We start from the raw sequence: 23,905 nt of genomic DNA, 5'->3' as shown, positions 1-23,905 counted from the left end.
TGATCAGATTTGACCGACCAAAAAACACCGCGCGGCGCCGACGGCGGCCCCACCGGCATCGAGCCGATCTCCATCATCGAGGAGATGCAGAGCTCCTACCTCTCCTACGCCATGAGCGTGATCGTCAGCCGTGCGCTGCCCGATGTGCGCGACGGCCTGAAGCCGGTGCATCGCCGCATTCTCTATGCCGCGCATGAGAGCGGCTACCACTGGAACCGCAAATATGTGAAGTCGGCTCGGCCGGTCGCCGACGTGATGGGTAAATACCATCCGCATGGCGACGCCTCGATCTATGACGCCTTGGTGCGCATGGCGCAGGATTGGTCCTTGCGCGTGCCGCTGATCGATGGGCAGGGCAATTTCGGTTCGATCGACGGCGATCCGCCGGCGGCGATGCGCTACACCGAGTCCAGGCTGACCAAGGTCGCGCATGAGCTGCTCGAGGATATCGACAAGGAAACCGTCGATTTCCAGGAGACCTATGATGCCTCCGACACCGAGCCGAAGGTTCTGCCGGCTCGCTTCCCCAACCTTCTGGTCAACGGTTCCGGCGGCATTGCCGTTGGCATGGCAACCAACATTCCACCGCACAATCTGGCCGAAGTCTGCAATGGCGCCATCGCCATCATCGACAATCCGGCGATAGACCTGCCGGCGCTGATGGAGATCATTCCGGGTCCCGATTTCCCGACCGGCGGCATCGTGCTTGGCCGTTCCGGCATCTACAGCGCCTATGCGACCGGCCGCGGCTCCATCGTCATGCGCGGCAAGGTCAATGTCGAGCAGCGCGGCAACGACCGTGAATCGATCATCATCACCGAGGTTCCCTACCAGGTGAACAAGGCCTCGATGATCGAGAAAATGGCCGAACTGGTGCGCGACAAGCGCATCGAAGGCATTTCCGACATCCGCGACGAAAGCGACCGCCAGGGTTACCGCGTCGTCATCGAACTGAAGCGCGACGCCGTCGCTGACGTCATCTTGAACCAGCTCTACCGCTTCACGCCGCTGCAAACCTCCTTCGGCGCCAACATGGTGGCGTTGAACGGCGGCAAGCCGGAAGTGATGAATCTGACCGACATGCTGAAGGCCTTTGTCGGCTTCCGCGAAGAGGTGATCAGCCGGCGCACGAAATTCCTGCTGCGCAAGGCGCGCGACCGCGCCCACGTCCTGGTCGGTCTCGCCATTGCCGTCGCCAACATCGACGAGGTGATCAAGCTGATCCGCACCGCGCCGGACCCGCAGACGGCGCGCGAGCAATTGATGGAGCGGCGCTGGCCCTCCGGCGATGTCGAGTCGCTGATCCTTTTGATCGACGATCCGCGTCACCGCATCAACGAGGACGGCACCTACAATCTGTCCGAGGAACAGGCGCGCGCCATCCTCGAACTGCGCCTGCAGCGCCTGACCGCGCTCGGCCGCGACGAGATCGCCGACGAGTTGAACACGATCGGCGCCGAAATTGTTGATTATCTTGACATTTTGTCGTCCCGCGCGCGCATCCAGCAGATCGTCAAGGACGAGCTCGCCGCCGTGCGCGACGAGTTCGGCACGCCACGACGCACCGAGCTCACCGACGGCGGCGCCGACATGGAAGACGAGGACCTGATCCAGCGCGAGGACATGGTCGTCACCGTCAGCCATTCCGGCTACATCAAGCGCGTGCCGCTGTCGCTCTACCGGGCACAGCGTCGCGGCGGCAAGGGCCGCTCCGGCATGTCGACCAAGGAGGAGGATTTCGTCACCCGGCTGTTCGTCGCCAACACGCACACGCCGGTGCTGTTCTTCTCCTCGCGCGGCATCGTCTATAAGGAGAAGGTCTGGCGCTTGCCGATCGGCAATCCGCAGTCGCGCGGCAAGGCGCTGATCAACATGCTGCCGCTGGAGCAGGGCGAGCGCATCACCACCATCATGCCATTGCCTGAGGACGAAAGCAGCTGGGGCGAGCTCGACGTGATGTTCGCCACCACGCGCGGCACCGTGCGCCGCAACAAGCTGTCCGACTTCGTCCAGGTCAACCGCAACGGCAAGATCGCCATGAAGCTGGAGGAGGAAGGCGACGAGATCCTCGGCGTCGAGACCTGCACCGACAATGACGACGTCCTTCTGACGGCGAATTCGGGTCAGTGCATCCGCTTCTCGGTCGGCGACGTGCGCGTCTTCCAGAGCCGCAATTCCGTCGGCGTGCGCGGCATAAGCATGGCCGAGACCGACCGCATCATCTCCATGTCGGTGATCGAGCATGTCGATGCTTCACCGGCGGAGCGCGCCGCTTACCTTAAGCGGGCTGCTGCAGAGCGGCGGCTAGAGACGGCCGGAGAGGAAGAAGAGATCGCACTGACGAATGAGGAGATCGGCGAGGAGGCGGAGCTTTCCGACGATCGCTACGAGTTCCTCAAGGCGCATGAGCAGTATGTGCTGACGGTGACCGAGTATGGCTACGGCAAACGCTCGTCATCCTATGATTTCCGCCTGACCGGACGCGGCGGCAAGGGCATCCGCGCCACCGACGTGTCGAAAACGGCAGAGATCGGCCAGCTGGTGGCGACCTTCCCGGTCGGCAATGACGACCAGATCATGCTGGTTTCGGACGGCGGCACCGTCATCCGGGTGCCGGTCAACGGCATCCGTTTCGCCAGCCGCGCCACCAAGGGCGTGACCATCTTCAACACCGCCGAAGGCGAAAAGGTGGTTTCTGTCGAGCGAATCTCGGAGCCGCAGTCGGACGAGGATGCCGAAGAGAACGGCGAGGGCGCCGCTGAGGCCGGTCCGGACGCCGGAGATGCTGCACCGGGCAATGCCGAATAGGGCCGAACAGGCTCAGACACAGCAACGCCGGCCCTATGGGCCGGCGCAATCAGACTTAGCCGGTAAAATCGTTAGTGACGGTGGGGCCAGCGAGCGCCGAAGCCTTCGAAGCGCTTTGTCCTGACACGGACGCGCTCTGCCTCCTGATGCAGCCCGAATGCGGTGGCAATCAGCATGGCGACGGTCATTGCGGTGGCGAGCATGTAGATCAGCATTTGCGTGTTCTCCTGCGCCTTACAACGGTTAGATGGGGTTTTGGTTTCATCTTCTGAAGTGCAAACTAGTGAACGGTGCGTGAAGTCTTCGTGAGCAAGGCATTCATCTGTCGTTCATGTCTGCGAAAAGGTTCACGTAGATGTTTCCAATCGCATTTGCCTTCCGTCCAATGCCCCGCTAGAAGCCTGCCATGACCGAACGCACCGCTCTTTATGCCGGCTCCTTCGACCCGCTGACCAACGGCCACCTCGATGTCCTGAAGGCATCATTGGCTGTCGCTGACACCGTTTATGCGGCGATCGGCACCCATCCCGGCAAGACGCCGCTGTTTTCCTTCGAGGAACGGGTGAAGCTGATCGAGGTCGCGACCAAGGCCGAATTCGGCCGCGACGGTGGCCGCATCAAGGTCGTCGCCTTTGACGGGCTGGTCATCGACGCCGCCAGGAAGCACGGCGCCTCGATCATGATCCGCGGCCTGCGTGACGGCACCGATCTCGACTACGAAATGCAGATGGCAGGCATGAACGAGACCATGGCGCCGGAGCTGCAGACGGTTTTTCTGCCCGCCAGCCCGTCAGTCAGAACCATTACTGCCACACTTGTGCGCCAGATAGCCTCGATGGGCGGCGACATCCGTCCCTTCGTGCCGGCCGCCGTTGCGGGCGCGCTCACCGCCAAATTTGCTAAATAATCCCTCGGAGATCCCTATGCAGCTGAAGAAGCTCGCCTCATTCCTCGTCGTGCTTGCCGGTCTCGTCACCGCATCCGTCTCGGCCTTCGCCGCCGATGCGGAGAACACCATGATCATCAGCTTGAAGGACGGCGACGTCACCATCGCCCTGCGGCCCGACCTCGCGCCCAAGCACGTCGCCCAGATCAAGAAGCTGGTGCGCGAAGGCGCTTACGACAACGTCGCCTTCCACCGCGTCATCGACGGCTTCATGGCGCAGACCGGCGACGTCAAGTTCGGCAACATGAAGAAGGGGTTCAGCCCCGAGGCCGTCGGCACCGGCGGTTCCGAGCTGCCTGATCTGCCGGCCGAGTTTTCGCAGAGCGAGCACTACAAGCGCGGCACGCTCGGCATGGCCCGCTCGCAGGATCCGAACTCCGCCAATTCGCAGTTCTTCATCATGTTCGCGCCGGCGCCGAACCTCGATGGCCAGTACACCATCGTCGGCAATGTCGTCAGCGGCATGGAGCTGGTGGACAAGATCAAGAAGGGCGACGAGGCCGACAATGGCACGGTCAGCGACCCCGACCGCATGATCAAGGTGCGCATCGCCGCCGACAAGTAAACCTATCAAATCAATCTGTTTTTCTGAGATAAAGGATATCCGACATGGCTGAGATCAAGGACCGCGAGAACGCGCTCATCATGGAAACGACCAAGGGCAAGGTCGTCATCGAACTTTTCCCTGAACTGGCCCCCGGCCACGTCGCCCGCATCAAGGAACTGGCGCGTGAAGGCGCCTATGACGGCGTCGTCTTCCACCGCGTCATCGAAGGTTTCATGGCGCAGACCGGCGACGTCAAGTTCGGCAATTCCTCGAAGCCGACCTTTGCCCCCTCCCGAGCGGGCATGGGCGGTTCGGAAAAGCCGGACCTGAAGGCGGAGTTCTCCAACGCCAACCATGGCCGCGGCACTTGCTCGATGGCGCGTTCGCAGAACCCGAACTCGGCCAACTCGCAGTTCTTCATCTGCTTCGACGATGCCGCCTTCCTCAACCGCCAGTACACGGTCTGGGGCCAGGTCATTGAAGGCATGGACAACGTCGACAAGATCAAGCGCGGCGAGCCGGTGGTCGATCCCGACAAGATCGTGTCGCTGAAGGTCGCGGCCGACGTCAAGTAAGGGCAAACGACGATGATGGGCGTGGTCTGGTCGCTGCTCGGCATCCTGTCCGGCGCCTTCATCGCCATTCAGGCACCGATCAATTCGCAGCTGGCGCGCGGCCTGGGGCTCCCAGTCGCGGCGGCGGCGTTTTCGTTCCTGTCGGGCGCGATCGTGCTCGGCATCATCTCCGTCGCGGTGGTGAGATTGAACGACATCTCGCTCGACTGGAAGGCGCCGGCACCCTGGCTGTTCGTCGTCGGCGGCATGCTCGGCGGCTTCTATGTCACGCTGTCGACTATCTTAACGCCGCGCATTGGTGCTGCCGCCCTGATGGCGTTCCTGGTTGCCGGCCAGTTGCTGGCCGGCATGCTGATCGACCGCGTCGGCTTCCTCGGCGTGGCGGTGCGCGAGATTTCGCTCGGCCGCATCGCCGGCGCGGTGCTGCTCTTGGCCGGAGCGCTGCTCGTCCGGCTCTACTGATGCGCGTCGACCTCTTCGACTTCGACCTGCCGGAGGAGCGCATCGCGCTGCGCCCGGCGGAGCCGCGTGACAGCGCAAAAATGCTGGTGGTCAGGCCGGGCGAAGACCTTTCGGACCGCTCGGTGCGCGACTTGCCGTCCTTGCTCAGGGCTGGCGATGTGCTGGTCTTCAACGACACCAAGGTCATTCCGGCGCAGCTGAGAGGCATCAGGCGGCGCGGCGAAGTGCAGGCGCAGGTCGAGGCGACACTGCACATGCGCATGGCGCCGGATCGCTGGTTGGCCTTCATGCGGCCGGGCAAGCGCATCGCTGCCGGCGACCGCATCCATTTCGGCCATGACGGCAATTCCTGCTTCCTCGGTCAGCTCGACGCGACGGTGATCGAGAAGGGCGAGGCCGGCGAAGCGCTGCTTGGCTTCGACCTGTCCGGCCCGTTTCTCGACGAGGCGCTGCGCGCCGTCGGCCACATCCCGCTGCCGCCCTACATCGCCTCCAAGCGTGACGACGATGCGCGCGACCTGACCGACTACCAGACTATCTACGCCCGGGAGGAGGGCGCGGTTGCAGCGCCCACCGCCGGCCTGCATTTTACGCCGGAGCTGTTTGCCGCGCTCGACGCCAAGGGCATCGAACGCCGCTTCGTCACGCTGCATGTCGGCGCCGGCACCTTCCTGCCAGTCAAGGCGGACGATACCGCCGATCACAAGATGCATGCCGAGACCGGCTCGGTCAGCGAAGCAACCGCCGAGGCGCTCAATGCTGCCAAGGCGAGGGGCGGGCGCATCATCGCCGTCGGCACCACCTCGCTGCGCCTGCTGGAGAGCGCGGCGCGTGAGGACGGTACTCTGGCCGCATGGTCCGGCCCGACCGACATCTTCATCACACCGGGCTATCGCTTCCGCACCGCCGACCTACTGATGACCAATTTCCATCTGCCGCGTTCGACGCTGTTCATGCTGGTTTCGGCCTTCAGCGGTCTCGACACGATGCGCGCAGCCTATGCGCATGCCATCGACAACAGCTACAGATTCTACTCCTACGGAGACGCAAGCCTGCTTTATCGAGCGGAGATGAGCGATGGACGATGACCTGCAAGCCCTTGATCGCGAAAGCCTGATTGCCGAGGTGAAGAAACTGCGAGCCGGCATTCGTGCCCACCGAGATACGACCGGCCATGATCTCTGCTGGCATCACCCTGCTCTCTGGGATCTGTTGCCGGAAAAGACCGATCCATCGATTGCCGTGCCGCCATGGCCAAAATTCATGCGCGGCTGCATCCAGTACCGCCAATCGCTCGACAGGCAGGCGCCAGGCGCCCCTGTCCATGACAAGGAATTCAATGGCTAAGCCGTTCACTTTCAAGGTCCTGGCCACCGACGGCAAGGCGCGACGCGGTGTCATCGACATGCCGCGCGGCGAAATCCGCACGCCGGCTTTCATGCCGGTCGGCACCGGCGGCACGGTCAAGGCCATGTATATGGACCAGGTGCGCGGTGTCGGCGCCGACATCATCCTGGGCAACACCTATCATCTGATGCTGCGACCCGGCGCCGAGCGCGTGGCGCGGCTTGGCGGCCTGCACGAGTTCGCCCGTTGGCCGCAGCCGATCCTGACCGACAGTGGCGGCTTTCAGGTGATGTCGCTGTCGAAACTCAGGAAACTGACCGAAAGGGGCGTCACCTTCCGCTCGCATATTGACGGCGCGCCGTACGAAATGACGCCGGAGCGCTCGATCGATATCCAGGGACTGCTCGATTCCGACATTCAAATGCAGCTCGACGAATGCACCGCGCTGCCGGCCGAGTTGAAGGAGATCGAGCGCGCGATGGAATTGTCGCTGCGCTGGGCCGAGCGTTGCAAGACGGCCTTCGGCGACCAGCCGGGCAAGGCGATGTTCGGCATTGTGCAAGGCGGCGACAACGCGGCTCTCAGGGTGCGCTCGGCGCAGGCGCTGAGCGCTATGGAGCTGAAGGGCTATGCGGTCGGCGGCCTCGCCGTCGGCGAACCGCAGGCGGTGATGCTGGATATGCTCGACATCACCTGTCCGGAACTGCCTGACAACAAGCCGCGCTATCTCATGGGCGTCGGCACGCCGGACGACATCGTGAAATCGGTGGCGCGCGGCATCGACATGTTCGATTGCGTGATGCCGACGCGCGCCGGCCGCCATGGCCTTGCCTACACCAGGCGCGGCAAGGTCAATCTCAGGAATGCTCGCCATGCCGACGATCCTCGGCCGCTGGACGAGGAGAGCGACTGCCCGGCCGCGCGGGATTATTCACGCGCCTATCTGCACCATCTCGTGCGTTCGCAGGAGGCGCTAGGCGCCATGCTGCTGACCTGGAACAACCTGTCCTACTATCAGAAGTTGATGCAGGACATTCGCGCCGCGATTGAAGCACAGGCCTTCGAAACTCGCACAGCGGAGATCAGTGAAGGCTGGGCGAGAGGCGATATTCCGGTGATTTAACCGGGCCTCAGGTGCTCAGCAAATTCGACGCCCGCAAGCTGCATCCCGTGATCTGAAAACTGCCATCAGGCTGCTGCTGCAGCGTGTAGACGGCCTCGTAGTTCTTGCCGTCGGGACCGACGATCAGCACCTGCTGGATAATCGAACCCGGGCGTATCTGCTCGACCTTGCCGAAGGAATAGCTTTGCGGCTGGCGCACCGGCGGATAGCCGTTGGTGACCATGTTCATGAAGGCGTCGACGGTCGGGAAAATCTGCTTCACGTTTGGAGCGGCGAAACTGTAAGCCTTGGCGCCGTCATTGGCGATAAGCGCCTTCAACTGACCATCGATGACGGCCTGGCCGGCTTTGACTTCGGCGTCGCCGGCACGGGCCGCCGAGACGAACAGGGTTGACGCGAACAGCAATGAAACGACTGCGAATGCGATACGGCGCATGGCCTGTCTCCATTGTCCCCCAACAAAAGCTGTCCAAGGATGCATCATACCATACGCTTGGCGTGGCCTCACGGTTTCAGCAGCCGCAAAGATTCGCCACGCAAGGGCCACAAGATCATGCTTAAACATCCTTTAAGGCGGGGCGCGCATCGTAAGGGGACGGTGGGGACCTGTTCGCGCAACCAGGGGACGAACCATGTCTAAGCGGCCGATCGACCGGCGCCGTTTGCTGAAGGGCGCGGCAAGCCTTGCAGTTCTGGCTCCTTTGCCCGCTTGGGCAAGCACCGCGCCGACCGTCACCGAAATCGCCTTCGACCCGGCCATTCCAGCGCTCGGCAATCCGGATGGCGACGTCACCATTGCTGAGTTCGTCGACTACCAGTGCCCGATCTGCAAACTCGTCTTCGTCGAACTGAAGAAGCTGATGGCCGAGGACAGTGGCATCCGGCTGGTGATGAAGGACTGGCCGATCTTCGGCGATGTCTCGCGAGATGCCGCCCGCGTGGCGCTGCTGAGCGGCGAGCACTATACCGCCGCGGTCGATGCGCTGATGACCAACCAGCGCGGCCTTTCGGAACGCCGCACCAATGACATCCTTTCGTCTGTTGGCGTCGATGTGGCGATGGTCCGTGCCTATCTCGCCATCCGTGAACCCGACATTGACGCTGCACTTTTGCGCACCGACAGCCAGGCGACCGCCTTCAAGCTGCGCGGCACCCCCGCATTGGTTATCGGCGGCAGCCTGTACCGGCGCGGCATGCCGGTGTCCGAGCTCAGGCAGGCTGTTGCCAAGGCACGTTCGGCCTGATGCTTGAAAGCCGGGCGGCAGTCTGCCACAAGGGCCGCTTGTTTGCTGAAGCTTGATCGGGACCGGCAATGAAGACGTTTTTCATGCAGATAAAGTGCGACCTGGGCAAATCTTATGAGGTCGCCAGCGCGCTCGCCGATGCCGAGATCGCCTCGGAAATCTACTCGACCGCCGGCAATTACGACCTGCTTGCCAAATTCTACGTCGACGACGAGGAAGATGTCGGCCACTTCGTCAACGAGAAAGTGCAGATTATTCCCGGAATCAAGGACACCTTCACGGTCGTCACTTTCCGCGCTTTCTAAAGCCACATCAGGCACTTGCCCGGCGACAAGGCAAAGCCTGATTGCACCCCTGGTTCGACTGCCCGAATTTTGGGCAGTCGCAACATACTGACTGCCAAGGTCTCTCAAATTACCGATTGCGCTTGATTTTCTCCCGCGACGCCAGTGAAATGGCGTCACAGGGGAGTATGCGATTGGCAGCGTTCGATGAAATGCTTCCGGAAGTTTCCGGACTGAGAAAACCGTATACGGCTTACGACCGCTGGCTGAAGGAGCAGGACCCGGCCAGGCTTACCGAGAAAATGCAGGACGCCGAGCGCGTCTTCCGCAAGACCGGCATCACCTTTGCCGTCTATGGCGAGCAGGAAGCCTCCGAGCGGCTGATCCCCTTCGACATCGTTCCGCGCATCATCTCCGGCAATGAATGGCGACGCCTGACGCAAGGCATCGAGCAGCGCGTGCAGGCGCTGAACGCTTTCCTCGACGACATCTATCACCGCCAGGAGATCCTGCGCGCCGGACGTGTGCCCAGAGAGCTGATCGCCAGGAACGAAGCCTTCCTGCCGGAAATGATCGGCGTGCGGCCACCGGCCGGCGTCTATACCCACATTATCGGCGTCGATATTGTCCGCATCTCGGAGAACGAGTTCTACGTGCTGGAGGACAATGCGCGCACGCCGTCGGGCGTCTCCTACATGCTGGAGAACCGCGAGACGATGATGCAGCTCTTCCCCGAGCTGTTCCAACAGATCAAGGTGCGGCCGGTCGAAAACTATCCGCAGCTTTTGCGCCAGTCGCTGGCCGCAGTCCGGCCGCAAAGCACCAAGGGCGCGCCGACCATCGCCGTGCTGACGCCGGGCAGCTTCAACTCCGCCTATTTCGAACATGCCTTCCTTGCCGACCAGATGGGCGTGCAGCTGGTAGAAGGTCAGGATTTGCGCGTCGTCGACGGCCATGTCGCCATGCGCACGACCGAAGGCTACAAGCAGATCGACGTGCTTTACCGGCGGGTCGACGATTCCTTCCTCGACCCGCTGACCTTCCGGCCGGACTCGGCCCTTGGCGTGCCCGGCATCATGGACGTCTACCGCGCCGGCAACATCACCATCGCCAACGCGCCGGGAACCGGCATCGCCGACGACAAGGCGATCTATTCCTACATGCCCGAGATCGTCGAATTCTACACCGGCCGCAAGGCGATCCTCGGCAACATCCCGACCTGGCGCTGCTCGGAAGCCGACAGCCTGAAATATGTGCTCGAGCACATCCACGAACTGGTCATCAAGGAAGTGCACGGCTCCGGCGGCTACGGCATGCTGGTCGGCCCGGCAGCGACCAAGAAGGAATGCCAGGACTTCGCCAAGAAGCTGCAGGCGAAGCCCTCCAACTACATCGCCCAACCGACACTGGCGCTGTCGACCTGCCCGATCCTGACTGAAAAGGGCCTGTCGCCGCGCCACGTCGATCTTCGGCCCTATGTGCTGGTCTCCGACCGTATCCAGATCGTGCCTGGCGGCTTGACCCGGGTAGCGCTCAAGGAAGGGTCGCTGGTGGTGAACTCCTCGCAAGGCGGCGGGACGAAGGATACCTGGGTATTGGATGATTGAAGGAGCGAATAGCGAATAGCGAGTAGGGAAAGAGGGGGATACGACGGCGATCAATTCCTACAGGGATCTGATTGTTTGGAAGGCGGCCCTAGGGTTGGCAGTAAATTGCTACTCGGCCACGAAAGGCTTTCCGAACAGCGAAGCATACGGGATGACCTCTCAGATACGACGGTCGGCGGCTTCCATCGCAGCAAATGTCGCGGAAGGTCACGGACGAGAAAGCACAGGAGCCTTCATTCAGTTTCTTCGCGTGGCACAGGGCTCCCTAAAAGAATTGGAGACACATCTGATCCTGTGTGGAGAGGTAGGATTGATGGTCGAAGCGGAGGTCGCCAACTTGCTTGGCCAAACCGAGGACATTGGGAAAATGCTGCGTTCGATGATCAGGAGCCTGCAACAAAAATCATGAAAAGTTCCTTCCCCTATTCGCTATTCGCTATTCGCTATTCGCTCATCGGGGCACACTGATATGCTTCTCGGCCGCACCGCCAACGGGCTCTACTGGATGAACCGCTACATCGAGCGGGCGGAAAACATGGCTCGCCTGGTCGATGCCGGCCTGCGCATGGCGCTGACCCGCACCCAGAGCGCCTCGGAAGAATGGAATTCGGTGCTGCTCAGCGCCGGCTCCGACGTCGCGTTCAAGCAGAAGTATTCGGATTACACCGCCGCCAATGTCGCCGACTTCCTGCTGCGCGACACCTCGAACCCGTCGAGCACGATGTCGGCGATCGAGACCGCGCGCAACAATGCCCGCATGGTGCGCACTGCGCTGACACGCGAAACCTGGGAAAGCATCAACGAAGCCTGGATGGCGCTGAAGCGCATGCTGGCAAAGCCCATCGACGAGCGCGATCTGCCCAGCGTGCTCGACGCCATCAAGCGCGAGACGGCGCTGATCCGCGGTTCGTTCTACGGCACCATGCTGCGCAACGAGATCTTCGATTTCTCGCAGCTCGGCACTTATGTCGAGCGCGCCGACAACACAGCGCGCATCCTCGATGTGAAATATTATGTGCTGTTGCCGTCGATCTCCTGGGTCGGCTCGAGCCTCGACAATTACCAGTGGGAATCGATCCTGCGCTCGGTGTCGGCGCACCGCTCCTATCGCTGGGTCTACGAGGCAGACTACAAGCCGACCAACATTGCCGACTATCTGATCCTCAATGTCCGCATGCCGCGTTCGCTGACCTTCTGCTATCGTTTTCTCGCCGAGCACCTGAAATTCCTCGGCGACGATTATGGCGAACGCCATGCCTGCCATGCCACCGTCGACAGGACCCAGGCGATGCTGCGGGCAGGGTCGATCAAGGACATTTTCGACGCCGGCCTGCATGAATTCCTGGCTCGGTTCATTCAAGACAACACCAAGCTTGGCGAAGAGATCGCTCAAGATTACCGGTTCAATTGAGCATGATCCCGAACCGGAGGACCGCGTTAGCGAAAAGTGGGACCCGGTTTTCGGACAAGGTCATGCTCAAAGCGGAAGACAAGTTATGCGGCTGAAAATCACCCACCGGACCGAGTACCGCTACGATGCGCCGGTGCACTATCTGCTTCAGCGGCTGCGGCTGCTGCCGGTCAGTGGCCCGACGCAGACCGTGCTGTCCTGGGCGCTGAAGATCGAAGGTGCGCGCGAGGAAGTGCGGTTCACCGACCATTTCGGCAATGATAACAGGCTGTTGAGCGTTGAAGGCGAGCGCGACTTCATCACCGTCGAGGCCTCCGGCGAGGTTGTCACGCGTGACACAGCAGGTGTTTCCGGCCCGCATCACGGCTTTGCGCCGCTCTGGCTGTTTAGCCAGGAGACCGCTTTGACCGTCCCCGGCGAGGGCATTCGCGAGCTTGCCGCGGCGGTCGGCAAAGGCACCGATATCGAAAGGCTGCACCGGCTGATGGCGCTGATCGTCGAGCGCGTCGCCTATACGCCGGGCACCACAAGCGTGACGACGCCGGCGGAAGAGGCTTTGGCGCTGAAGACCGGCGTTTGCCAGGATCACAGCCATATCTTTGTCGCCGCCGCCCGCGCCATGGGCTTCCCGGCCCGCTATGTCAGCGGCTATCTGATGATGGATGCCGCCATCGAGCAGGCGGCAAGCCATGCCTGGGCCGAAGCCCATGTGCAAGGTCTCGGCTGGGTCGCCTTCGACGCCGCCAATGGCATTTCTCCTGATGAACGCTATGTCAGGGTGGCCACCGGCCGCGATTACCGCGATGCCTCGCCGGTGTCGGGAATTCGACTGGGACAGGCGGAGGAACAGCTTGCGGTCACGGTCACGGTAGAGCAGTAGTTCTCCGCAAGATTGCTGCCTGAAGAGATTCCATGACTTATTGCGTCGGCCTCAAGATCGATCGTGGGCTCGTGTTCATGTCGGACACGCGCACCAACGCCGGCATGGATTCTATCTCGACCTTCAAGAAGATGCATGTCTGGGAAGAGCCCGGCGAGCGCGTCATCGTTTTGATGTCGGCCGGCAATCTGGCAACGACGCAGGCCGTCGTCAGCCTGCTCGACGAGCGCACCAAGGCGGTTGCCGATCGCCACGCGACGCTGCTGGAAACACCCTCCATGTACCAGACGGTGCGGCTGGTCGGCGACACCGTCAAGGAAGTCATCGCCAGTTCGTCGCCGGCCGGCGAGAAGGCGGATTCCTATTTCAACGCCTCCTTCATCCTTGGTGGCCAGATCAAGGGCAGCCCGCCACGGCTGTTCATGATCTATCCCGAAGGCAATTTCATCGAATCCACCGACGACACGCCGTTCTTCCAGATCGGCGAGACCAAATACGGCAAGCCGATCATCATCCGCGCCTATGAAAGGACGATGAGCCTGGCCGAAACGGTCAAGCTCTTGCTGGTCTCCTTCGATTCGACGCTGAAGTCGAACCTGTCAGTCGGCCTGCCGCTCGACCTGCTGTTCCTGGAAAAAGACACGTTCAAGGTTGGGCTAAGGAAGCGGATCGGCCAGGACGACCAGTACTATCGCACCATTTCGGACGGTTGGTCGAATGCGTTGAAGACGGCTTTTGCCAGCCTGCCTGATTTCCCGGGATAGCGACCCCAGCATTTCTTCTTCCTGCCGGGCACATCGGCCGCATCTTTCAGAAATCCGTCTAAGGCGCAGTGATGGGAATGAGAATTGTTTTTGAGCCTCTGCGTTTGAACCAGGTCAGTTTTTTCGATTCAGGGCTTTTCGTGTGCACGATATCGACTTCGGCCAGATAGTTTCCGCTCTTCGAAGGCGCCGTCACCATGAGGTTTACGGTCTCGGAATCCCCAGGTCCAATTGGTTTGCTGAAAGGGGTGAGGGGACCATCCTCGGAGATTATTTGTCCTTCCTGATCGACAAAGTGATAGCTGGCAAATACGAGCTGGTACCCGTCCGTTGAAGACCACATTTTCGTGCTTTTGTTCGTGACCGAAACAGGAATTAGAATTCCGCCTGCTGAGGCACCTGTCGTTACAGGGAGCGTGCCTTCGTATTTCAATTCGGCCAGATATTCCGGGTACGCTTTGGGGGGTCCCACCCTTAGGTTGTATTCGTAATTTCCTCTTCCATTATAGTAGGATCCGGAAACAAAGACCGAAGCAAAAAAAATCCTTAGAATTTGTTGAGCTAGACCATGTGTTATTCCGACGGTGAAGATGTTTCTATTTCTCAGGAATAAGACGCTGCACATGGTTCCAAAAATAAAGGTAACAATCATCAGTCGTATGTTTGGTATATGAAGAGAAGAAAATATGGCTGATGAAAAAAAGATTGCTGTCGCTGGATTTCTGAAGATCTTAAGTGTTCTCTGGAGAAAGAAGCACTGCAAAAGAAATTGCTGAGCTATTCCAGAAATTAGACCAAGGACGAGATCCGACAGTAGCTCCCTGCGGGTTTCTTGTTGCTTGACGAAATAATTTTCGATGGAAAAATTCTGGCGATATATGAGTATAAGTGCTGACGCGGCGACCAAAATAATGAAAATGACGACGAGGCATTCTCGTCCGGAAACCCATATGTTGTCAGTTCGGATGCCCATCTCCCGCAACGAAATACGGCGTATGTAAAAACTGAGAACGATGGAGCACAAAAGAAGCGCGATCAAAAAGCCACGGGGAATGTTTTTTACCAGCCACAGCTTGTAAAAAAATGCCGACAGACCGGCGGGCAGGGGGATTTCCAGAAGGTAGACCCCCCAAAACCAAAACGATACTATCCACCAGTAGCTGACGAGTATTCCAAAAAAGACCAGAAGCTCCAACCAGGAGACACGTCTAGGATATGTCTCATAAACGCTTCTCAGCCATGTCAAATTAAATGCCCCGCCTGCGACCACGAAATCGTGATTATTACTGGAGTCTATTAGGATTCCCTAACAGGCGCAAACCAGATTCGCGGCTGTCTTTGGCGGTCAACATTGGGCTAGGAGGCGTTTCCGGTTGCTCAATTGGTTGGCCAGGGATTTGTTCCCGGAGGGATCAAAGGCAAGCGCGGTCCGCGCACGAATTGCCGTTTCTGGATGCGCTGTTATTGGTATCCATTCAGATGGGCAGTGCCGTGACCTGTATGGGGAGATATAATGAAGAACAGCGATTTCCGCCAATGGTCGCGGCGCGCCGCGGACTGGGGCGTCGATTACCGTTCCTCGCTGCGCGAAAGGCCGGTGCGGCCATTGGTCGAACCCGGCGACATCTTTCGCAGCATCGAGCCCTCGCCGCCGGAAGCGGCTGAGCCGATGGACAAGATTTTCGCCGATTTCGAAGCCAAGATCGTGCCGGGCATGACGCACTGGCAACATCCGCGTTTCTTCGCCTATTTCCCGGCCAATGCCGCACCGGTTTCGGTGGTGGCCGAATATCTGGTCTCGGCGATGGCCGCGCAATGCATGCTGTGGCAGACCTCGCCGGCGGCGACCGAACTGGAAACGCGCATCGTCGACTGGATGCGCCAGGCGCTCGGCCTGCCCGAAGGCTTTTCCGGCGTGATCCAGGATTCGGCCTCGTCGGCGACGCTGGCCGCCGTGCTGACCATGCGCGAGCGCGCGCTCGATTGGCAGGGCAACAAACAGGGCCTGGCCGGGCAGAAGCGGCCGCGCATCTATTCCTCCGATCAGGTTCACACCTCGATCGACCGCGCGATCTGGGTGTCGGGCATCGGCGAGGACAATCTGGTTCGCATTCCGGTCACGGGTCGCTTCCGCGCCATGGACACGGCAGCACTCGAGGCGGCAATCGTCGCCGATCAGGCGGCCGGTATGCTGCCCGCCGGCATCATCGCCAGCGTCGGCGGCACCAGCACCGGCGGCACCGACAATGTCGCTGAAGTCGCCGCGGTGGCGAAACGGCACGGGCTCTATCTGCATGTCGATGCCGCCTGGGCCGGATCGGCGATGATCTGCCCGGAATTTCGTCATTTCTGGGCTGGCGCCGAGCAGGCCGATTCCATCGTCTTCAACCCGCATAAGTGGCTGGGTGCGCAGTTCGACTGCTCAATGCAGTTTATCCGCCAGCCGGAGGACCTGGTTCGCACCTTGGCGATCAAACCCGAATTCCTGAAAACGCATGGCCGCGACGGCATCATCAACTATTCTGAATGGTCGGTGCCGCTCGGCCGCCGCTTCCGGGCGCTGAAACTGTGGTTCCTGCTGCGCGCGCACGGTCTGGAGGCGCTGCGCACCATGATCCGCAATCATGTCGCCTGGAGCGAAGGGCTTGCTGCCCGGATAGCGAGCGAGGCGGATTTCGAGATCGTCACCGAGCCGATGCTGTCGCTGTTTTCATTCCGCCACAAGACAGCAGGCGATGCCGACGACCACAATCTGCGCCTGGTCAATGCCATCAACGATGACGGCCGCCTCTATCTGACACAGACACGGGTGGACGGACGGGTCGCCATCCGCTTCCAGGTTGGACAGTTCGAGACGACGGCAGAAGACGTCGATACCGCCTTCACTGTCATTTGCGACTGTGCAAGATCCCTGAGGAACTGACACGGGTGTCCGGGCGGTTCCCGCCGTGGAGGTAGCCAGCAAGGAATTGCGAGCAAGGACATGGCCGGGCAGGGCGAAGCAGCGAGCCGGAACCTGACCGGCGTCTGGAGCGGGCGTTATTTCTACCCGCGCGAGCTTGAGCCGGTCTCCTTCGTCGCGACGTTGATCGAGACGGCAACCAGCCTGACGGGGGCAACCCACGAACCGGCCGGGCCGGCGACCGCCGCTGTGAGATACGCAACCTTGCAAGGGCAGCGCGACGGCAACTCCGTCTCCTTCATCAAGACATACGACATTGCAGGATCGAGCGTGGACCCGATCCACTACAGCGGCATTCTGAACGGCGATGCCACCGAGATCGAAGGCACCTGGCGAATCCCTGGAAACTGGTCTGGCAAATTCCTGATGATCCGCTCGCCGGGCAAAGTGGCTGCCGTCGCTCGCAAGGTGGCAGAACGGGTCTGACGACGTATATGGCCGGTTCGCCTTTGCAATCATAGGAATTTCATTAGCCGGCGTCTCCCTTTTCATCGCTTTCGTTTTCAGTTACAAACAAGAAAAACGAAAACGGGAGGTTCTCAGTGTATCTGTCGCCGCGCCATGCCGAAATCATCCAGATGGCGAAAGACCATGGCCGTGTGCTGGTCGACGATCTGGCCACGCAATTCAATGTGACGCCGCAGACCATCCGCAAGGATCTCAACGATCTCTGCGACCAGCGGCTGCTGACGCGCATCCATGGCGGCGCCTTGTTCCCGTCCGGCATCGAGAACATGGAGTACGAAGCGCGCCGCAAGATCGCCGCCGACGAGAAGGAGGCGATCGGCCGCGCGGCGGCCAGGCTGATTCCTGACAACGCCTCGCTGTTCATCAATATCGGCACCACGACCGAGTCGGTCAGCAAGGCGCTGCTCGATCACACCGGGCTCATGGTCATCACCAATAACATCAATGTTGCCAATAGGATGCGCATTTATCCTTCGATCGAGGTGGTGATCGCCGGCGGCGTTGTGCGCGGCTCCGACGGTGGCGTGGTCGGCGAGGCGGCGGTCGATTTCATCAGGCAGTTCAAGGTCGACTATGCCGTGATCGGCGCCTCTGCCATCGACCATGACGGCGCGCTGCTCGATTTCGACTTTCGTGAAGTGAAAGTGGCGCAAGCCATCATTGCCAATGCCAGGCATGTCATCCTGGTTTCCGACCAGACGAAGTTCGAACGCACAGCACCGGTTCGCATCGGCCATCTGTCGCAGGTCAACACCTTCATCACCGACCGTTGCGACATCCCCTCGGTGCGAAGGATCTGCGAGGAGGCCGAGGTTCAACTGATCGAGACGTCGCTGACCTAGAGGCTGTATCACAGCCCCGTGATATTTCGTTTGACATTCGTTCTCATTTCGAAATAATCCCAATACGGTTTCGTAAAAACCTAAAAATGCTGCAATGCGAAATCGCGGGAGGGCTTTGTGGACGCAATCCATGACATCTTCGTCATCGGTGGCGGTATCAATGGCTGCGGTATTGCCCGCGACGCCGTTGGGCGAGGCTTTTCGGTGTTTCTGGCCGAGATGAACGATCTCGCCAGCGGAACCTCCTCAGGCTCGACCAAGCTGATCCATGGCGGCCTGCGCTATCTCGAATTCTACGAGTTCCGGCTGGTGCGCGAGGCGCTGATGGAGCGCGAGGTTCTGTGGAAGAACGCGCCGCACATCATCTGGCCGATGCGCTTCGTGCTGCCCTATGCCAAGGGCCTGCGCCCGGCCTGGCTGATCCGGCTTGGCCTTTTCCTCTACGATCATATTGGCGGCCGCAAATTGCTGCCGGCGACCCGCACGCTCGATATGTCGAAGGACCCTGCCGGCAAGCCGTTGAAGCCGCTGTTCCACAAGGCGTTCGAATATTCGGACGGCTGGGTCAACGATGCCCGCCTGGTGGCGTTGAACGCACGTGACGCCGCCGACCGCGGCGCCACCATCCGCACCCGCACGAAAGTCGTTGCGGCGCGGCGCGAAGGCGATATCTGGGCAATCCGGCTGGAGGATCTGGCGAGCGGGAAGGCCGAGGAGGTCAAGGCCCGGCTGCTGGTTAATGCCGCCGGTCCGTGGGTCGATCATGTCCTGTCGGCCACTGTGGGCCAGAACGATGTGCACAATGTCCGTCTGGTTCAGGGCAGCCACATCGTCATCAAGAAGAAGTTCGACGATCCGCGCGCGTACTTCTTCCAGAACAAGGATGGCCGCATCATCTTCGCCATTCCCTATGAGGAAGAATTCACGCTGATCGGCACCACCGACCGCGACTATCCCGGCGATCCGCATGACGTGAAGATCAGCGACACCGAGATCGACTATCTCTGCGCCGCGGCGAGCGAATATTTTGCCCAACCCGTGACGCGCCCCGACATTGTCTGGACCTATTCGGCCGTGCGCCCGCTCTATGACGATGGCGCTTCGAAGGCGCAGGAAGCGACCCGCGACTATGTGCTGAAAGCCGATGGCGGCGAGGGCAAGGCGCCGATCGTCAACGCTTTCGGCGGCAAGATTACCACTTATCGCCGGCTGTCGGAATCGATGCTGGAAAAGATCGAAGGCTTTCTCGGCAAGCGCGGCAAGCCATGGACGGCGAACGCGTCCTTGCCGGGCGGCGATTTCCCGGCCGCCGGTTTCGACGCCCAGGTGGCGAAGCTGAAGAGCGCCTATCCCTTCCTCGACCAGCGCCTGGCGCGTCGGCTGACCAGGCTTTACGGCACGCGCGCGCAACTGCTGCTCGGTCTCGCCAAGTCGAATGCCGATCTCGGCCGCAATTTCGGCGCCGATCTTTATGAGGCCGAGGTGCGCTACCTCGCGGAAAACGAATGGGCGCTGACCGCCGAAGATGTATTGTGGCGCCGCACCAAGCGCGGGCTGCATCTCAGCCGCGAGCAGGTCTCGGCCCTCGACGAATTCATGCGCGGCATCAGCCAGCGCCATGTTGTTGCAGCGGAATAGGGAAGGCGATTGATGCACAAAGCCTGGGAGGAGGCATCATGCTGGAACTGAGAAACGTGACGAAGACGGTCGGTGCGGCGGAGCACATCCGCGACGTGTCGCTGACGCTTCAGCACGGCTCGCTCAACGTCCTGCTCGGGCCGACGCTGTCGGGCAAGACCAGCCTGATGCGGCTGATGGCCGGGCTCGACGTGCCGACCTCCGGTTCGGTCTGGTTCGATGGCCAGAATGTCACCGGCATGCCGGTGCAGCAGCGCAAGATCGCCATGGTCTACCAGCAGTTCATCAATTACCCCGCGATGACCGTCTACGAGAACATCGCCTCGCCGCTGCGGGTGGCCGGCACCGATCAGGCCAAGATCGACAAGGAAGTCCGCAACGCGGCAGCGCTTCTGAAATTGACGCCCTATCTCGACCGCACGCCGCTCAGCCTGTCCGGCGGCCAGCAGCAGCGCACGGCTCTCGCCCGCGCCATCGTCAAGAATGCCAGTCTGGTGCTGCTCGACGAGCCGCTCGCCAATCTCGACTACAAGCTGCGCGAGGAGTTGCGCGCCGAGCTGCCGAAAATCTTCGCCGCCGCCGGCACCATTTTCGTCTACGCCACGACCGAGCCGCATGAAGCGCTGCTGCTGGGCGGCAACACGGCGACGCTTTCTGAAGGACGCATCACCCAGTTCGGCCCGACCATCGACGTCTTCCGCAAGCCGATCGACCTGGTGACGGCAAAGACCTTTGCCGATCCGCCGCTCAACACGATCGTGCTGGCCAAGAAGGGTCCGGATTTCCTGCTCGAGGGCGGCGTCAAACTGCCGGTGCCGGCCGAACTCGCCGGCATTGCCGACGCCAATTATACGATCGGCTTCCAGCCGCATCATCTGTCGCTGGAGCGACCCGACGCCGCCGCCGTGCCGGTGCGCGCCAAGGTGACGATCACCGAGATCACCGGCTCGGAAAGTTTTATTCATCTCGATTTCGCCGATGCGCGCTGGGTGATGCTGACCCACGGCATCCGCGATTTTGAGCCCGACGCCGAGGTCGAGGTGTTCATCGATCCGCGCCACATCATGGTCTTCGACGGAAGCGGCAGCGCCGTCGTCGCGCCGAAGCTCGCGGCTTGAGGGGGGAAGAGATGGCGCGCATCGACGTCAATCATGTCAGGCACTCCTACCTGCCCAACCCGCAGAAGGATGCCGATTTCGCGCTGAGGGAAGTGCACCACACTTTCGAGGATGGCGGCGCCTATGCGCTGCTCGGTCCGTCGGGCTGTGGCAAGACCACGCTGCTCAACATCATTTCTGGCCTGCTGCATCCTTCGCACGGAGAGCTGCTGTTCAACGGCAAGGACGTCACCAACCTGTCGACGCAGGAGCGCAACATCGCGCAGGTGTTCCAGTTCCCGGTGATCTACGACACCATGACCGTCTACGACAATCTGGCCTTCCCGCTGCGCAACCGCGGCGTTCCGGAAGCCGATGTCGACCGCAAGGTCCGCGAGACACTGGAGATGATCGACCTGGCGTCATGGGCGAAGAAGAAGGCGAGGGGCCTGACGGCCGACCAGAAGCAGAAGATTTCGCTCGGCCGCGGCCTGGTGCGCTCGGATGTCAACGCCATCCTGTTCGACGAGCCGCTGACCGTCATCGACCCGCATATGAAGTGGGTGCTGCGCTCGCAATTGAAGCAACTGCACCGCCGCTTCGGCTATACCATGGTCTATGTCACCCACGACCAGACCGAGGCGCTGACCTTCGCCGACCAGGTCGTCGTCATGTACGACGGCGGCATCGTCCAGATCGGCACGCCGGCCGAACTGTTCGAGCGTCCGCGCCACACTTTTGTCGGCTATTTCATTGGCTCGCCCGGCATGAATGTCATGCCGGTGGCGATCGAGGGCAAGACCGCGACGATCGGCAGCCAGCGCATCGAACTGCCCGGCGCGCCAAGGACCGCCGCTGGGAACTCCGGCGCCATCGAACTCGGCATCCGCCCCGAATATGTCAGGCTCGGCCGCGACGGCATGGCGGTGAAAGTCAGCAAGGTCGAGGATCTCGGCCGCCACAAGGTGGTGCGCGCCAGCCTGGAAGGCCGCGAGATCGCGGCTGTCATCGGCGAGGATGAGAGCGTGCCGGCCGAACCGAAGGTGCTCTTCGATCCGGCCGGCATCAACATCTATGCCGATTCCTGGCGTGTCGAGATGGGGGCATAGATGGAAAAGACCTGGAACAACAAGGCCTGGTTCATGGTGCTGCCGGTGCTCCTGCTGGTGGCGTTCTCGGCGGTGATCCCGCTGATGACGGTGGTCAACTATTCGGTTCAGGACACGTTCGGAAACAACGTTTTCTTCTGGAACGGCTCGGACTGGTTCACCGAAATCCTGGAGTCGGAACGTTTCTGGCTCTCGATGGTCCGCAACCTGATCTTCTCATTCATCATCCTCGCCATTGAAGTACCACTCGGCATCTTCATCGCACTCAACATGCCCAAGAAGGGCTGGGGCGTGCCGGTCTGCCTGGTGCTGATGGCGCTGCCGCTGCTGATCCCGTGGAATGTCGTCGGTACGATTTGGCAGGTGTTCGGCCGCATCGACATCGGCTTGCTCGGCTATACGCTGTCGGCGCTCGGCTTCGACTACAATTACGTCAACGACCCGACCGACGCCTGGGTGACGGTCATCCTGATGGACGTATGGCACTGGACGAGCCTCGTCGTTCTGCTCTGCTACGCCGGCCTCGTCTCCATACCGGATGCTTATTATCAAGCCGCCAAGATCGATGGCGCCTCGCGCTGGGCGATCTTCCGCTACATCCAACTGCCGAAGATGAACCGCGTGCTTTTGATCGCCGTGCTGCTGCGCTTCATGGACTCGTTCATGATCTACACCGAGCCCTTCGTCGTCACCGGCGGCGGCCCCGGCAATTCGACGACATTCCTGTCGATAGATCTGGTCAAGATCGCCATCGGCCAGTTCGACCTCGGGCCGGCGGCCGCCATGTCGATCATCTACTTCCTAATTATCCTGTTGCTGTCGTGGGTGTTCTACACCGTCATGACCAATGTCGACGCGGAGCGCTGAGATGAGCGGCGCCAACGAAAGAACGACGAGGCAGGACCGGGTGAACGAGGCGGTTTCGGACGAGCTCGCTAGCACCCTATCGCAGGACCAGATTGCGCGGCTGATGCGCCGGCGCGGAGAAGAATCCAAATTCTGGTGGCTGGTGCCGACGATCTACATCATCTTTCTGATGCTGCCGATCTACTGGCTGGTCAATATGAGCTTCAAGACCAATCAGGAAATCCTGGGCGCCTTTTCGCTGTGGCCGAAGAACCCGACCATCGCCAACTACATGGTGATCTTCACGGACCCGTCCTGGTACAAGGGCTACATCAATTCGATCATCTATGTCGTGATGAATATGGTGATCTCGGTTTCGGTGGCGCTGCCTGCGGCCTATGCATTCTCGCGCTACCGCTTCCTCGGCGACAAGCATCTGTTCTTCTGGCTGCTGACCAACCGCATGGCGCCGCCGGCGGTGTTCGCGCTGCCGTTCTTCCAGCTCTATTCCGCCTTCGGCCTGATCGACACGCACATCGCGGTTGCGCTGGCGCACTGTCTGTTCAACGTGCCGCTGGCAGTGTGGATCCTCGAAGGTTTCATGTCCGGCGTGCCGAAGGAGATCGACGAGACGGCCTATATCGACGGCTATTCATTCCCGCGCTTCTTCCTGAAGATATTCATGCCCCTGATCGCCAGCGGCGTCGGCGTGGCGTGTTTCTTCTGCTTCATGTTCTCATGGGTCGAGCTGCTGATTGCCCGCACCTTGACCACGACCGCCGCCAAGCCGATCGCGGCGATCATGACGCGCACGGTCTCGGCATCCGGGCTCGACTGGGGCGTGCTTGCCGCCGCCGGCGTGCTCACCATCCTGCCAGGCGCGCTCGTGATCTGGTTCGTCCGCAACTATATCGCCAAGGGCTTTGCCCTGGGGAGGGTATGACC

Annotated in this window: 26 protein-coding genes; 23 read left to right on the top strand and 3 right to left on the bottom strand. The window is 60.9% G+C overall.

Annotated elements, in window-relative coordinates; genetic code table 11:
- The first annotated feature begins 9 nt into the window (after nt 1-9).
- The gene (gyrA, locus tag H0241_RS09255) at nt 10-2,808 is read left to right on the top strand and encodes a DNA gyrase subunit A (protein WP_181057121.1); all 2,799 of its coding nucleotides are present in this window, start codon (nt 10-12) and stop codon (nt 2,806-2,808) included.
- Between the two features lie 71 nt (nt 2,809-2,879).
- Here gyrA and H0241_RS09250 read toward each other — a convergent pair whose 3' ends face one another.
- A complete protein-coding gene (locus H0241_RS09250) occupies nt 2,880-3,023 on the bottom strand; it encodes a hypothetical protein (RefSeq protein WP_181057120.1) in 144 nt (47 codons plus the stop codon).
- A gap of 191 nt (nt 3,024-3,214) precedes the next feature.
- On the opposite strand from H0241_RS09250, the gene coaD reads away from it, so the two are divergent.
- The 7 genes from coaD to tgt all read left to right on the top strand — a co-directional run bounded on the left by coaD (nt 3,215) and on the right by tgt (nt 7,808).
- Nucleotides 3,215-3,715 carry a pantetheine-phosphate adenylyltransferase gene (gene coaD, locus H0241_RS09245; RefSeq protein WP_181057119.1) on the top strand — a complete coding sequence of 167 codons (501 nt, stop codon included), beginning with the start codon at nt 3,215-3,217 and terminating at the stop codon, nt 3,713-3,715.
- 109 nt (nt 3,716-3,824) lie between these two features.
- Nucleotides 3,825-4,319, top strand: a complete 495-nt coding sequence (locus H0241_RS09240; RefSeq protein ID WP_235984214.1) for a peptidylprolyl isomerase — start codon at nt 3,825-3,827, stop codon at nt 4,317-4,319.
- Nucleotides 4,320-4,363: 44 nt separating this feature from the next.
- The gene (locus tag H0241_RS09235) at nt 4,364-4,876 is read left to right on the top strand and encodes a peptidylprolyl isomerase (protein WP_181057117.1); all 513 of its coding nucleotides are present in this window, start codon (nt 4,364-4,366) and stop codon (nt 4,874-4,876) included.
- 12 nt (nt 4,877-4,888) lie between these two features.
- A complete protein-coding gene (locus tag H0241_RS09230; protein WP_181057116.1) occupies nt 4,889-5,338 on the top strand; it encodes a DMT family transporter in 450 nt (149 codons plus the stop codon).
- Nucleotides 5,338-6,426, top strand: a complete 1,089-nt coding sequence (gene queA, locus H0241_RS09225) for a tRNA preQ1(34) S-adenosylmethionine ribosyltransferase-isomerase QueA (RefSeq protein WP_181057115.1) — start codon at nt 5,338-5,340, stop codon at nt 6,424-6,426. The genes H0241_RS09230 and queA overlap by 1 nt, the downstream gene beginning before the upstream one ends.
- Nucleotides 6,416-6,685: a hypothetical protein gene (locus tag H0241_RS09220; RefSeq protein ID WP_181057114.1), complete on the top strand. Its 270-nt coding sequence runs from the start codon at nt 6,416-6,418 to the stop codon at nt 6,683-6,685. The genes queA and H0241_RS09220 overlap by 11 nt, the downstream gene beginning before the upstream one ends.
- On the top strand, nt 6,678-7,808 hold the full coding sequence (gene tgt, locus H0241_RS09215) for a tRNA guanosine(34) transglycosylase Tgt (RefSeq protein WP_181057113.1): 1,131 nt from the start codon (nt 6,678-6,680) through the stop codon (nt 7,806-7,808). Before H0241_RS09220 ends, tgt begins: the two co-directional genes overlap by 8 nt.
- 7 nt (nt 7,809-7,815) lie before the next feature.
- Here tgt and H0241_RS09210 read toward each other — a convergent pair whose 3' ends face one another.
- On the bottom strand, nt 7,816-8,244 hold the full coding sequence (locus H0241_RS09210) for a DUF4864 domain-containing protein (protein WP_181057112.1): 429 nt from the start codon (nt 8,242-8,244) through the stop codon (nt 7,816-7,818).
- Between the two features lie 196 nt (nt 8,245-8,440).
- Between H0241_RS09210 and H0241_RS09205 the strand changes: the two genes are divergently transcribed.
- The 7 genes from H0241_RS09205 to H0241_RS09175 all read left to right on the top strand — a co-directional run bounded on the left by H0241_RS09205 (nt 8,441) and on the right by H0241_RS09175 (nt 13,998).
- Nucleotides 8,441-9,052: a DsbA family protein gene (locus H0241_RS09205; RefSeq protein ID WP_181057111.1), complete on the top strand. Its 612-nt coding sequence runs from the start codon at nt 8,441-8,443 to the stop codon at nt 9,050-9,052.
- Between the two features lie 68 nt (nt 9,053-9,120).
- A complete protein-coding gene (locus tag H0241_RS09200; RefSeq protein WP_023670963.1) occupies nt 9,121-9,357 on the top strand; it encodes an Lrp/AsnC family transcriptional regulator in 237 nt (78 codons plus the stop codon).
- Between the two features lie 173 nt (nt 9,358-9,530).
- Nucleotides 9,531-10,943, top strand: a complete 1,413-nt coding sequence (locus H0241_RS09195; protein ID WP_181057110.1) for a circularly permuted type 2 ATP-grasp protein — start codon at nt 9,531-9,533, stop codon at nt 10,941-10,943.
- Between the two features lie 94 nt (nt 10,944-11,037).
- Nucleotides 11,038-11,352 carry a four helix bundle protein gene (locus tag H0241_RS09190; protein WP_235984193.1) on the top strand — a complete coding sequence of 105 codons (315 nt, stop codon included), beginning with the start codon at nt 11,038-11,040 and terminating at the stop codon, nt 11,350-11,352.
- Between the two features lie 60 nt (nt 11,353-11,412).
- The gene (locus tag H0241_RS09185) at nt 11,413-12,354 is read left to right on the top strand and encodes an alpha-E domain-containing protein (RefSeq protein WP_181057109.1); all 942 of its coding nucleotides are present in this window, start codon (nt 11,413-11,415) and stop codon (nt 12,352-12,354) included.
- A gap of 85 nt (nt 12,355-12,439) precedes the next feature.
- Nucleotides 12,440-13,234, top strand: coding sequence for a transglutaminase family protein (locus H0241_RS09180; protein WP_181057108.1), 795 nt, complete (start codon nt 12,440-12,442; stop codon nt 13,232-13,234).
- A 32-nt stretch (nt 13,235-13,266) separates the two neighbouring features.
- On the top strand, nt 13,267-13,998 hold the full coding sequence (locus H0241_RS09175; protein WP_181057107.1) for a peptidase: 732 nt from the start codon (nt 13,267-13,269) through the stop codon (nt 13,996-13,998).
- A 58-nt stretch (nt 13,999-14,056) separates the two neighbouring features.
- Here the strand turns inward: H0241_RS09175 and H0241_RS09170 are convergent, their stop codons facing one another.
- Nucleotides 14,057-15,193: a CPBP family intramembrane glutamic endopeptidase gene (locus tag H0241_RS09170; RefSeq protein WP_181057106.1), complete on the bottom strand. Its 1,137-nt coding sequence runs from the start codon at nt 15,191-15,193 to the stop codon at nt 14,057-14,059.
- A gap of 318 nt (nt 15,194-15,511) precedes the next feature.
- On the opposite strand from H0241_RS09170, the gene H0241_RS09165 reads away from it, so the two are divergent.
- The 8 genes from H0241_RS09165 (at nt 15,512) to H0241_RS09130 (ending at nt 23,903) form a co-directional block, all read left to right on the top strand.
- Nucleotides 15,512-16,921, top strand: a complete 1,410-nt coding sequence (locus H0241_RS09165) for a pyridoxal phosphate-dependent decarboxylase family protein (RefSeq protein ID WP_181057105.1) — start codon at nt 15,512-15,514, stop codon at nt 16,919-16,921.
- A gap of 60 nt (nt 16,922-16,981) precedes the next feature.
- Nucleotides 16,982-17,386 carry a hypothetical protein gene (locus tag H0241_RS09160; RefSeq protein ID WP_181057104.1) on the top strand — a complete coding sequence of 135 codons (405 nt, stop codon included), beginning with the start codon at nt 16,982-16,984 and terminating at the stop codon, nt 17,384-17,386.
- Between the two features lie 116 nt (nt 17,387-17,502).
- Nucleotides 17,503-18,270, top strand: coding sequence for a DeoR/GlpR family DNA-binding transcription regulator (locus H0241_RS09155; RefSeq protein WP_181057103.1), 768 nt, complete (start codon nt 17,503-17,505; stop codon nt 18,268-18,270).
- Nucleotides 18,271-18,387: 117 nt separating this feature from the next.
- A complete protein-coding gene (glpD, locus tag H0241_RS09150; protein WP_181057102.1) occupies nt 18,388-19,908 on the top strand; it encodes a glycerol-3-phosphate dehydrogenase in 1,521 nt (506 codons plus the stop codon).
- Between the two features lie 38 nt (nt 19,909-19,946).
- Nucleotides 19,947-21,026 carry an ABC transporter ATP-binding protein gene (locus H0241_RS09145; protein ID WP_181057101.1) on the top strand — a complete coding sequence of 360 codons (1,080 nt, stop codon included), beginning with the start codon at nt 19,947-19,949 and terminating at the stop codon, nt 21,024-21,026.
- A gap of 11 nt (nt 21,027-21,037) precedes the next feature.
- Nucleotides 21,038-22,114, top strand: a complete 1,077-nt coding sequence (locus H0241_RS09140) for an ABC transporter ATP-binding protein (protein WP_181057100.1) — start codon at nt 21,038-21,040, stop codon at nt 22,112-22,114.
- Complete coding sequence (locus H0241_RS09135) at nt 22,115-22,981, top strand: carbohydrate ABC transporter permease (RefSeq protein WP_112561562.1); 867 nt, start codon at nt 22,115-22,117, stop codon at nt 22,979-22,981.
- Between the two features lies 1 nt (nt 22,982).
- On the top strand, nt 22,983-23,903 hold the full coding sequence (locus H0241_RS09130) for a carbohydrate ABC transporter permease (protein WP_181057099.1): 921 nt from the start codon (nt 22,983-22,985) through the stop codon (nt 23,901-23,903).
- The last annotated feature ends 2 nt before the right edge of the window (nt 23,904-23,905 follow it).

The organism is Mesorhizobium neociceri (assembly GCF_013520985.1).
GTDB lineage: Bacteria > Pseudomonadota > Alphaproteobacteria > Rhizobiales > Rhizobiaceae > Mesorhizobium > Mesorhizobium neociceri.
This window is presented reverse-complemented; position numbering and strand designations above follow the sequence as displayed.

Bases quoted from the DNA above. Each gene is read 5' to 3' on its own strand.
- H0241_RS09250 (WP_181057120.1), bottom strand. From the start codon at position 3,023: ATGCTGATCTACATGCTCGCCACCGCAATGACCGTCGCCATGCTGATT.
- coaD (WP_181057119.1), top strand. From the start codon at position 3,215: ATGACCGAACGCACCGCTCTTTATGCCGGCTCCTTCGACCCGCTGACC.
- H0241_RS09240 (WP_235984214.1), top strand. From the start codon at position 3,825: ATGATCATCAGCTTGAAGGACGGCGACGTCACCATCGCCCTGCGGCCC.
- H0241_RS09235 (WP_181057117.1), top strand. From the start codon at position 4,364: ATGGCTGAGATCAAGGACCGCGAGAACGCGCTCATCATGGAAACGACC.
- H0241_RS09230 (WP_181057116.1), top strand. From the start codon at position 4,889: ATGATGGGCGTGGTCTGGTCGCTGCTCGGCATCCTGTCCGGCGCCTTC.
- queA (WP_181057115.1), top strand. From the start codon at position 5,338: ATGCGCGTCGACCTCTTCGACTTCGACCTGCCGGAGGAGCGCATCGCG.
- H0241_RS09220 (WP_181057114.1), top strand. From the start codon at position 6,416: ATGGACGATGACCTGCAAGCCCTTGATCGCGAAAGCCTGATTGCCGAG.
- tgt (WP_181057113.1), top strand. From the start codon at position 6,678: ATGGCTAAGCCGTTCACTTTCAAGGTCCTGGCCACCGACGGCAAGGCG.
- H0241_RS09210 (WP_181057112.1), bottom strand. From the start codon at position 8,244: ATGCGCCGTATCGCATTCGCAGTCGTTTCATTGCTGTTCGCGTCAACC.
- H0241_RS09205 (WP_181057111.1), top strand. From the start codon at position 8,441: ATGTCTAAGCGGCCGATCGACCGGCGCCGTTTGCTGAAGGGCGCGGCA.
- H0241_RS09200 (WP_023670963.1), top strand. From the start codon at position 9,121: ATGAAGACGTTTTTCATGCAGATAAAGTGCGACCTGGGCAAATCTTAT.
- H0241_RS09185 (WP_181057109.1), top strand. From the start codon at position 11,413: ATGCTTCTCGGCCGCACCGCCAACGGGCTCTACTGGATGAACCGCTAC.
- H0241_RS09180 (WP_181057108.1), top strand. From the start codon at position 12,440: ATGCGGCTGAAAATCACCCACCGGACCGAGTACCGCTACGATGCGCCG.
- H0241_RS09175 (WP_181057107.1), top strand. From the start codon at position 13,267: ATGACTTATTGCGTCGGCCTCAAGATCGATCGTGGGCTCGTGTTCATG.
- H0241_RS09165 (WP_181057105.1), top strand. From the start codon at position 15,512: ATGAAGAACAGCGATTTCCGCCAATGGTCGCGGCGCGCCGCGGACTGG.
- H0241_RS09160 (WP_181057104.1), top strand. From the start codon at position 16,982: ATGGCCGGGCAGGGCGAAGCAGCGAGCCGGAACCTGACCGGCGTCTGG.
- H0241_RS09145 (WP_181057101.1), top strand. From the start codon at position 19,947: ATGCTGGAACTGAGAAACGTGACGAAGACGGTCGGTGCGGCGGAGCAC.
- H0241_RS09140 (WP_181057100.1), top strand. From the start codon at position 21,038: ATGGCGCGCATCGACGTCAATCATGTCAGGCACTCCTACCTGCCCAAC.
- H0241_RS09135 (WP_112561562.1), top strand. From the start codon at position 22,115: ATGGAAAAGACCTGGAACAACAAGGCCTGGTTCATGGTGCTGCCGGTG.
- H0241_RS09130 (WP_181057099.1), top strand. From the start codon at position 22,983: ATGAGCGGCGCCAACGAAAGAACGACGAGGCAGGACCGGGTGAACGAG.